The 9,156-nt window shown below is 52.4% G+C and carries 7 protein-coding genes, 1 tRNA gene, 1 pseudogene and 1 riboswitch; all 9 genes and pseudogenes read left to right on the forward strand.

Annotated features, from left to right (window positions below; all coding sequences use genetic code 11):
- A partial coding sequence (locus DBO31_RS03135) for a helicase-related protein (protein WP_255413324.1) occupies positions 1-909 on the forward strand: 909 nt, incomplete at its 5' end.
- Positions 910-1,049: 140 nt separating this feature from the next.
- A complete protein-coding gene (locus DBO31_RS03140) occupies positions 1,050-1,778 on the forward strand; it encodes a WecB/TagA/CpsF family glycosyltransferase (RefSeq protein WP_200817446.1) in 729 nt (242 codons plus the stop codon).
- A 16-nt stretch (positions 1,779-1,794) separates the two neighbouring features.
- The gene (locus DBO31_RS03145; RefSeq protein WP_150824422.1) at positions 1,795-2,433 is read left to right on the forward strand and encodes a phosphatidylserine decarboxylase; all 639 of its coding nucleotides are present in this window, start codon (positions 1,795-1,797) and stop codon (positions 2,431-2,433) included.
- A complete protein-coding gene (locus DBO31_RS03150) occupies positions 2,430-3,104 on the forward strand; it encodes a phosphatidylcholine/phosphatidylserine synthase (protein WP_059076664.1) in 675 nt (224 codons plus the stop codon). Before DBO31_RS03145 ends, DBO31_RS03150 begins: the two co-directional genes overlap by 4 nt.
- Before the next feature lie 21 nt (positions 3,105-3,125).
- Positions 3,126-4,376, forward strand: a complete 1,251-nt coding sequence (locus DBO31_RS03155) for a glycosyltransferase family 2 protein (protein WP_059076665.1) — start codon at positions 3,126-3,128, stop codon at positions 4,374-4,376.
- An 8-nt stretch (positions 4,377-4,384) separates the two neighbouring features.
- Complete coding sequence (gene surE, locus DBO31_RS03160; RefSeq protein ID WP_150824423.1) at positions 4,385-5,140, forward strand: 5'/3'-nucleotidase SurE; 756 nt, start codon at positions 4,385-4,387, stop codon at positions 5,138-5,140.
- A gap of 196 nt (positions 5,141-5,336) precedes the next feature.
- Positions 5,337-5,425: riboswitch (glycine riboswitch) on the forward strand.
- Between the two features lie 129 nt (positions 5,426-5,554).
- Positions 5,555-6,940 carry a sodium:alanine symporter family protein gene (locus DBO31_RS03165; protein ID WP_059076667.1) on the forward strand — a complete coding sequence of 462 codons (1,386 nt, stop codon included), beginning with the start codon at positions 5,555-5,557 and terminating at the stop codon, positions 6,938-6,940.
- A 157-nt stretch (positions 6,941-7,097) separates the two neighbouring features.
- Positions 7,098-7,181 (forward strand) — tRNA-Leu (locus DBO31_RS03170).
- Positions 7,182-7,746: 565 nt separating this feature from the next.
- Positions 7,747-9,156: pseudogene (locus DBO31_RS03175) on the forward strand (S-layer protein); the annotation flags it as partial.

Consider the following 9,156-nt stretch of genomic DNA (forward strand, 5'->3'; position numbering starts at 1 on the left):
GCCCTGGGGCTGGTCGTCACCGATGAACAGCACCGCTTCGGCGTGCGCCAGCGGGAAGCCCTGCAGAAAAAAGGCCGGGCGCCGCACACGCTGTACATGACGGCGACGCCGATTCCCCGTACGCTGACGCTGTCTTTGTACGGCGATCTCGATGTATCATCCATCCGCGACCTGCCGCCGGGACGACAAGTCGTCAAAACCTATGCTGTCGGCGAGTCCATGCGCCGGCGCATCTATGCGTTCATGGAAAAGACGATGAAAGCCGGCCAGCAGTGCTACGTCGTCTGCCCCCTCGTGGAAGAGTCGGAAAACGTAGACCTGCAGGCGGCTACGGCATTGTATGACCAGCTGCGGACGTCCGTTTTTCCCCGGTTCCGCTGCGGCCTCGTCCATGGGAAGATGGCAGGGAAAGAAAAGGAAGCCGTCATGGAAGCCTTCTCCCGCGGAGAGATACAGCTCCTGGTGGCGACCAGCGTCATCGAAGTCGGGGTCAACGTACCCAATGCGACGATTATGCTCATCGATGGTGCCGAACGGTTTGGACTGGCCCAGCTCCACCAGCTGCGGGGCCGCGTCGGCCGGGGCAGCCTGCAGGCGTACTGCATCCTCCTTGCTAAAAAAGGCAGTGAAGAGACGAGACAGCGCCTGCACTATATGGAGACCATCCATGACGGGTTCGTCCTTTCGGAAAAAGACCTGCTCCTCCGTGGGGCGGGCCAGCTCTTCGGCTATGCCCAGCATGGCCTGCCCGATCTGCACGCCGCCGATATCATCCGCGACGTGGCGCTCCTTGCAAAGGCGCGGGAGGAAGCGGCATCCTTTGTGAACGGACCCGGTGCAGAAGAACCAGTCATCCGGGCCCTGAAGCGGCGGTTTGGCGGGTCGTTCCAGAAACTGCTGAATAACTGAATGGGAGAGGTCAGGGAATTTCTGTATAAAATATGTACAGAATCGGGTGAATCAGCTATAATAAAGGATAAAGTGCCAATGTGGCATAGTTCTGCTTTTCAGGGCAGAACAGACTATTATAGAATAAGGCGGAGATGGAGTTGTCTAGTAAAATCGATATATTATCCGTTCCCATTGCCAACATCAGTTTGGCGGAAACGAAAGACTTTGTGTTCCGTTGCATTGCCGAGGGCCGTGCAGCATCGATTGCGACGGCCAATGCGGAAATGGTGATGCGGGCCCAGAAAGACCGGGAACTGGCACAGGCCCTGCAGGAAGCCGACCTGGTGATTCCCGACGGCGCCGGCGTCCTCTGGGCGGCAGAGCAGAAAGGACAGAAATTCAAGGAACGGGTTACTGGCTGTGATGTGGCGGAACTGCTACTCAAAGAAGCGGCAGCGCGCCAGACCCCGGTCTATTTGTTCGGAGCGGCGGCCGGCGTAGCAGACGAAGCGGCGGCCAATGTTGAAGCGCACTATGGAAAACTGAATCTGGCCGGGACCCATTCGGGCTTTTTCAGCGCTGCCGAGGAAAAAGACATCATTGACGAAATCCGCAGCCATGGCACGCGGATCCTGCTGGTGGCTCTCGGCGTCCCCAAACAGGAAAAATGGATCCGCGACCACTTATATGATCTGGGCCCCTGTGTCTGCATGGGTGTCGGCGGTACCTTTGACGTGCTGGCCGGCCGCGTAGGCCGGGCCCCCGTATGGATGCAGCAGAACCGGTTGGAATGGCTGTACCGCCTGTGCAAAGAACCGAGCCGCTTCCGGCGTATGCTGGCGCTGCCCCGCTTTATGGCTGCCGTCAAATTCGGCGGCCGTATGTGAAAGGAGCCGTGGTGACGTGAAAAAACCGCTTATCATAGAAGATGGCTACGTATTCATTCTGGTACCGGCCCTGCTGGCTGTCCTGGCATGGCGTTTCCTCAATCCCTATGCGGCCGTACTGCCGGGTGTACTTGCCTTGTATTTTGCCTATTTTTTCCGTAATCCACCACGCCATATCCCCGATGATGAGCTGGCTCTCGTGTCGCCAGCCGACGGGACGGTTGTTTCGGTAGAAGAAACGTTTGAGGATTTATATCTCGACCAGAAATGCCGGAAAATCACCATATTTCTGTCTATCTTCGATGCCCATATCAACCGCACGCCTCTTTCGGGAATCATCAAATTCCAGCAGTATACGTGCGGCCGCTTCCGCCCGGCCTATGAAAAGGGCGTAGGCTATGAAAACGAACGATATTCCCTGGGCATTGAAAACAAGCGCACCAATATCCTCGTGACGCTCATCGCCGGCGTACTGGCCCGGCGTGTCGTTTCCTGGGTGACGCTGGGAGATGAGCTGCAGCACGGCCAGCTGTACGGTATGATTAAGTTTGGTTCCTGCATCGAAGTATTCGTGCAGGATAACGTCGATATATACGTCACGAAAGGCCAGAAGGTCCGTGGCGGAGAAACTATCATAGGGAGGATTCAAGAATGAAAAAAGTAATTCCCTGCCTGTTTACCTCAGGCAATCTGGGATTTGGCGTCCTGAGCATCATGCTTACGTCCCAGGGTTATCTGACATGGGGCGCTGTATGCATCCTGCTGGCTATGGTATGTGATGCCCTCGACGGGCGGACGGCCCGGGCCCTGGGGGTGCAGGGCGAATTCGGTAAGGAACTGGATTCCCTGTCGGACTGCGTTTCCTTTGGCGCGGCAACGGGATTTCTGATTTATTCCTATTCACTTCATGAACTGGGCTGGATTGGCATGGTCCCGCCTGTCCTCTATGCCTGCTTTGGTGGCCTGCGCCTGGCCCGTTTCAATCTGAATACGACGGTCATCCACGGCTATTTCCAGGGTATGCCCATCCCGAACGGCGGATGTATCGTGGCGACCTATGTCCTGTCGGGCGTCCATCTGCCGGCCTGGATCATCGCCATCCTGACCCTGGCCCTCGGCTATCACCTGGTCAGCAAAGTCCATAATCCCGATTTCAAGGGCGCCAGCCCCGATGTGCTTCACAAATCGGCCCTGGCGATTGCCGTACTCTGCGGTGCCCTGGTCCTCTGGCTGGTAGACTGGCATCTGGTCCTCATCATGCCATTCTTCCTGTACATCATTTTTGGTCTGGTCAATACGGCCATGAATGCCGCTGCTTCTCACTGAGTTCGTTAGGGAGAGTCGTGTATGGAACATCTTTTGGATATCATCATGATACCCATACAAGTAATCATCGTATTTTATTCGCTGTACTATTTTATCCTGGCCTGCTTCGGTCTCATGAAGAAACGGGACCGGGTGATGATGCCACCCAAACATACCTTTGCGGCAGTCATCTGCGCCCATAATGAAGAACGGGTCGTAGGCAACCTCATCGACAATCTGAAGGAACTGAATTACCCCAAAGACATGTACGATGTCTATGTCGTAGCCGACAACTGCACGGACAAGACAGCCGATGTCTGCCGGGCCCACGGGGCCTTTGTCCGCGTGCGCACCAATAAGGAGCACGTCGGCAAGGGCTATGCCATGGACTGGATGTTCTCCCAGATGCTGGCCCAGGAAAAACAGTATGACGCCTTTGTCGTCTTTGATGCCGACAATCTGGTCCATCCGGAATTCCTCCGGGAAATGAACAACCATCTTTGCAAGGGCGAACAGGTCATCCAGGGCTATATGGATTCCAAAAATCCGACCGATACGTGGATTGCCGGTACCTTTTCCATCGCCTTCTGGCTTATCAACCACATGTGGCATCTGGCTAAGTATAATATCGGCCTTTCAACGGCTCTGGGCGGCACGGGCATGTGCATCGCCACGGACATCGTACGCAAGTATGGCTGGGGCTGTGACTGCCTGACAGAAGATATGGAGTTTTCCATGAAGGTCCTCCTCGAAGGAGTACGTACCTGCTGGGCCCACGACGCTATCATCTATGATGAAAAGGCACTGGGATTCATGCAGTCCTGCCGGCAGCGCAAACGCTGGGCCCAGGGGCAGTGTGACTGCGGCGAACGGTTTATTCCCAAGCTCTTTGCCAGAGGCATAAAGACGGGCAATATCCGCATGCTCGACGGCATCATCACACTGTCGCAGCCGTTCTTCATGATGATGTCCACCATCTATGCGGGCATTGCCATGGTCAATTCCTATATTCCGCTGTATACCAATATCCTCAACCAGCTGATCCCCGTCCAGATATGGACTGTCCTCGGTATCGGACAATATCTCATACCAGTCATCGTGCTGCTGCAGATTAAAGTGCCGCCTAAATCGTGGCTGTACCTCATCGTCTATCCCCTCTTTATGTACAGCTGGATTCCCGTCAATTTCCTGGGATTCAAGGACCGTCATAAGATGGAATGGAGCCATACCCTGCATACGAGAGCCGTTTCCTATGATAACGCCGCTCTGTTGCGCAAGCAGAATAAAGAATAGGAGAATCTATGCATATACTACTTACCAATGATGACGGACTACAGGCACAGGGTCTGCAGATCCTGAAAGAAGAAATGATGGACTATGCCCGGAAGGTCACCGTCGTGGCTCCGGCAGGGCAGCGCAGCGCCGCTTCCCATTCCATGACCATCAACCGCACGCTGTATTGCCATGAATATCCCGGTGCGACGGACCGGGTACGGGAAATATCCGTTTCCGGTACGCCTGTAGACTGTGTCAAAATGGCTATGGAATATTTCCTCCGCGATGACCGGCCGGACCTCATTATTTCCGGAATCAATGATGGCTATAATCTGGGCAGTGACGTTCTCTATTCGGGAACCGTATCGGCGGCTATGGAGGGACCGTATTATCAGGTACCGGCGATGGCTGTTTCCATGGGAACGATGACGGAAGACCGCTGCCGGGAAACGGCGCGCCTGGTAAAAGCCCTGGTGGAACAGGTCTTTGTCTGCGGTAAATTTCCGGGCATACTGAACGTCAATATACCACGGGACGGAGAGATATCGCTGAAGAACGCCTGCGTCGTTCCCCAGACGGTGCAGATTTACCATAACGTCATCGCCGAGAAACGGGATATTGACGGCAGTCTCTGCTACAAGATTGTCGGAGATCTCGACCTTACGACGGCACCGGAAGACAGCGACGTAGCCTGCATCCGCAACGGCCATATCGCCCTGACCCCGCTAAAATGGCAGCAGACGGCAGACCGGGCCATGGAACTTGTACGGCAATATATTTGATAAAGTCATGTATACATGGTACAAAATGCAAGCCCTGTATGGACAAATTTCCATACAGGGCTTGCATTTTGTAAAAGAAGTGGTTATAATAACAAATACATCATACATATTGCGTGGATGAAGCATGCGGGAGAAGGCAGAGGCCTACCGAAGGAGTTAAACTCTCAGGTATCCGTATCCGGATGGGACCGTATGCAGACACGACTCTGGAGAGTCCCTCTTGGGCGCCGAAGGTGCACGGAAGTCATTTCCTTATCTCTCAGGCAAAAGGACAGAGGCTGTAAAAAGCGCAGATAGCGTATTTGTGCGTTTGTTTTGGCCTGTCTCCGGAGACATGATGGAGACAGGCTTTTTTTGTTATCATTTTTCTTTTTATTCGTTGCCATACCATGGGATAGAGAAAGGGAGAGAGTCATGAGTTTAGAAACATTGAATGCGATTGACAGTTTTATCTGGGGGCCGCCGTTACTGATTTTGCTGATCGGCACAGGCATCATGCTGACCTTCCGGCTCCGGTTATTACAGGTTTTCCGTCTGCCGCGGGCTTTGAAACTGATATTTACGGCGAAAAATCAGGGGGAAGGAGATATCGATAGTTTCAAAGCGCTTTGCACGGCTCTGGCTGCGACGGTCGGTACAGGCAACATCGTCGGCGTCGCAACGGCTGTACATGCCGGCGGGCCGGGGGCTATCTTCTGGATGTGGATGGCTGCCTTTGTCGGCATGGCGACAAAATACGCCGAAGGCTGTCTGGCTGTCCGTTACCGCACGGTTGATAAAAATGGGGAAATAGCCGGCGGGCCGATGTACTACATCGAAAACGGTCTGGGAAAGAAATATAAGCCGCTGGCTGTCCTGTTCGCCTTCTTTGGTGTTCTCGTCGCCTTCTTTGGCATTGGTACCTTTGCACAGGTCAATTCCATTGTAGAAATCACCCGTCTGACGGCGGACATCCCCGTCGAATACACGGCAGTCGTCCTCACCATCGTCGTAGCGGCTGTTACTATCGGCGGCCTGCAGTCCATCGCCCGGGCCGCTTCAAAAATCGTACCGGCTATGGCTGTCATTTATGTCATTTCTACAGTTGCCTTTCTGGCTATCTTTTATGAACAGATCCCGGCTGCTGTCTATGAAATCATTCACGATGCCTTTACTCCGACGGCTGCTGCCGGCGGCTTCCTCGGTGCTACCGTCCTCGTCGCCATGCGCAACGGCGTGGCCCGCGGCGTATTTTCCAATGAATCGGGACTGGGCAGTGCTCCTATCGTAGCGGCTGCGGCCAAGACGAAATGGCCGGCCGAACAGGGACTCATTTCCATGACCGGTACCTTTATCGATACGATCATTATCTGTACGCTCACCGGGCTGGTCCTCGTCGTCAGCGGTGCCTGGACGGGTGATGTCAACGGGGCTGCTCTGACTAATGCGGCTTTCCTGCAGGCTTTCCCGGCCTATGGCAGTGTAATCCTCTGTGTCGGACTGACACTCTTTGCCTTCACGACTATCCTTGGCTGGAATTACTATGGGGAACGCTGCATGGAATATCTGGTTGGCGTCAAAGGAATCATGCCGTACCGCATCGTATTCATCATCCTCGTGGCCTGCGGTGCCTTCCTCAAACTGGATGTCATCTGGATTCTGGCAGATATCGTAAACGGCCTCATGGCTATTCCGAACCTCATCGCCCTCATCGGTCTTTCGGGCGTCGTCGTAGCCGAAACCAAGGCTTATTTTGCTCATGTCAAAGCAGAAGAAATGGCAGTGGCAGAAGAAGAAAAAGAAACGGTCAGCGGCGACTAACACAGGAATCTGTGGTATACAGACCAGGTTACTGGAAAAATACGTATGGACGGAGCTGTCCTCGTGGGCGGCTCCGTTTCTTCTGGTTGAAATATGCAGAATACCCCTTGACGTATGGATACAGTATGGTATAATTAATTTTGTTCCAGTATTTTATGCCGGAGTGGCGGAATGGCAGACGCACCTGACTCAAAATCAGGCGGGTAACACCGTGTGGGTTCAAGTCCCACCCCCGGCACCATAGAATAAGAAAGGCTGTCCCATTAAGCAGATACATGCTTGATGGGACAGCCTTTTTTTATGCTTATTATACATAAAAGATACAGAAAGAATTGTTCTATTTTTCTGGAAGTGTGATATGGGCGTCGGTTTTGACAAAATTAAAACGAAAAATTTGCATGAGAAAAGAATAAATAATTGTAGTATATAAATTAATATGCGATAAGAAGAGAGAGACGATTTTAACACTAGATTGTATATCTATAAATAACGCTTATTTTTATGCTTTTTGTTATAATTTGTTTTTTATCGTCACTCATGATAAAAACATTTCGTTAAAGCGATAATTACGTGTGTTTTGCGATGTTTATATTTATATATTGAATAATATAAATATGAACGGGATAAAATATAAAATCACTTTGTATTTATATTTAAACATATTATAAACAGTTTATAATTTTGCAAGAACTCCTATTGATTTTTCTATGCAAATGAATGTATGATTACAAGTAGTATTAACGCGCATAATTGTAAAATAAGTTAATATTATTATTTGGGTCGTCATGTAAAGGAGATACATGGTTATGACAAAAAAACATTCATGGGTCATCGGTGCTATGCTTATCAGCTCGTTCTGGGGAGGGACCGTCGCAGCAGCTCCAGCGGCAAACCCTTCCGGGGAAGGGCCGGGAGTGGCCATCGGTACGGGCAGCAGCGCGGCAAGAGATGCGAGTGTAGCCGTAGGAAAGAATGCAAAAACGATGGATAGTAATGGCGTGGCAAATGGCGGTGGAGATGTAGCCGTCGGGAGCAATGCCCATATCAATAATTATGTCAATCAGGGCGGTAGTATTGCCATGGGAGAGAATTCCTTCGCCGAAAATATGGCAGGCAGACAGGAAAAGTTGTTCAATTTTAATCAAACTACCTTTACCGGTTCGGGATTTTTGGGGATGCAGGCCCCCTTTATCCCTGCCGATCCGTCCAAAATGACGGGGAGCGTTGCCCTGGGGCAGAATTCCTATGCCCGGTCCGGCGGAACTGTAATCGGGGTCCATAACTATAAGGGCGCGATGGGTGATATGACGATCGATACCAGTACGGAGACCAACAGGCGCGGTTATGGCATCAACGTGAATGCGACGACAATCGGGACGAACAGCTTTAATAATGCCGCCTTTGGTGTCGTGAACGGAGCCTATTCCATTATTTCCGGAGCCTATGACGGCAGCTCCTATTCTTCAAAGGCGGGGCAGAATTTCGGTGCTACCATTACAGGATCGCTGAACAGTATCGAATCCAAAACGGCAGATAGCGACTACTCTGGCGTAGCTAACAGCATCGTCGGTACGGCGAACCGGACCTTTAATTCCAACGGGTCTCTAATCTTCGGCGCTGGTAATGAAATTACTAATTCCGTTACGACGATTTCGGCGCCGACAAGCGGAGGAAGTTCCGCGAAGGCCCTGGCAGAAACGTTGCGCGGGACTATCCGCAATGCCGACGGCGGCGGGGCTACTCTGGCTATAGGTGGAGGAAACAAGGCGGACTACACGCGGGCATCCCAACTCATCGGCGTCAATAATACCCTTACGGGGACGGCCGGCTCAGTCAGTGACTACAACATGATCAATGGCTATAAAAACACGGCCTCCCAGGTCAGACACGTATCGGTCATTGGGTCGGAAAATACGGTGAATAATACAACTGATGCCGTCGTCATGGGAAATAAGCGGGATCTTTCCGGCGCTTCCGGCAGCATCGTGCTGGGATCGGCTGATGGTGCAATGACTACAGGTGTAACCGATGCCGTTTCTATCGGTCACAATGCCAATGTAACAGAAGCCGGCGGTGTCGCCCTGGGATCACAGTCCAAAGCCTCTACGGCCGCCGGCGCGGCCGGTTATGATCCATCGACCAGGGCTCTGTCACAGGATACGTCTTCTACGTGGAAAGCCACGGCGGCTGCAGTTTCCGTCGGTGACGGGACGACC

This window comes from Megasphaera sp. DJF_B143, assembly GCF_900320625.1.
GTDB lineage: Bacteria > Bacillota > Negativicutes > Veillonellales > Megasphaeraceae > Megasphaera > Megasphaera hexanoica.

What these genes read in the sequence shown, in the direction of transcription:
- DBO31_RS03150 (WP_059076664.1), top strand. Translation starts at nt 2,430, where the DNA reads ATGAAAAAAGTAATTCCCTGCCTGTTTACCTCAGGCAATCTGGGATTT.
- DBO31_RS03155 (WP_059076665.1), top strand. Translation starts at nt 3,126, where the DNA reads ATGGAACATCTTTTGGATATCATCATGATACCCATACAAGTAATCATC.
- surE (WP_150824423.1), top strand. Translation starts at nt 4,385, where the DNA reads ATGCATATACTACTTACCAATGATGACGGACTACAGGCACAGGGTCTG.
- DBO31_RS03165 (WP_059076667.1), top strand. Translation starts at nt 5,555, where the DNA reads ATGAGTTTAGAAACATTGAATGCGATTGACAGTTTTATCTGGGGGCCG.